Origin of the sequence: Porphyromonas uenonis 60-3 (genome assembly GCF_000174775.1) — a bacterium.
Classification (GTDB): Bacteria; Bacteroidota; Bacteroidia; order Bacteroidales; family Porphyromonadaceae; genus Porphyromonas; species Porphyromonas uenonis_A.
The window spans coordinates 1-642 of record NZ_ACLR01000109.1; the positions used below are offsets into that span (position 1 = coordinate 1).

Below are 642 nucleotides of genomic sequence, written 5' to 3' on the forward strand. Positions count from 1 at the left end.
CCGAGGCAAGTCAGAAGGAAATCTCCGCTCCGGGAGCGCCCCGCGGCAAGGGGTGGGACGCCCCACCCGACGAGCGGGTTCCCGAAGAGAAGTCGACCGAGCTTGCGAAACGAGAAAAAAAACTTCGCTTTTTACTTGCATTTGAACTTAGAAAGCAGCCGTTACTCGTCCGATCCCTCCGATCACTCTGATCGCTCCGATTGCTCCGATTTCCTCTCCCTTCTAACCCCTAACCTCTAACTTCTAAAGTCTAACCTCTAATCAAAAAAGGGGCGAATCATCGTTCGCCCCTTTTTTGATTCTAGTGCCTTACCACTACGCGGTAAGTCTCGCCCGCTACGCAGACCAGGTAAACCCCGTCCGCATAGGGTGTCAGGTCAATCTGTAGCACGCCACGGCTATCCGCACGACCGGCATAGAGCCGCTCGCCTGTCATGCTGTGGAGCGTCACCTCGCTGGCAGGAGCTACACCCTCCACGAGCAGATAGTCAGTCGCTGGATTCGGGTAGAGCTGCATCCGCTGCGTGACGGTCGTCTCCACGCCCGTGTGATCCACAAACGTTGCCTTGATGGTCACATTGTCCGTGACGACCACTTTCTTCGTAGCGGTGATGTTTACTACACCATCAATCACGAGAGATT

General features: G+C 55.3%; 1 protein-coding gene. It reads right to left on the bottom strand.

Translation table 11 applies throughout. From position 1 onward, the window contains the following. Positions 1-301 precede the first annotated feature (301 nt). Positions 302-642 (bottom strand): T9SS type A sorting domain-containing protein (locus tag PORUE0001_RS02735; RefSeq protein ID WP_039865412.1); only part of this gene is annotated, 341 nt, incomplete at its 5' end.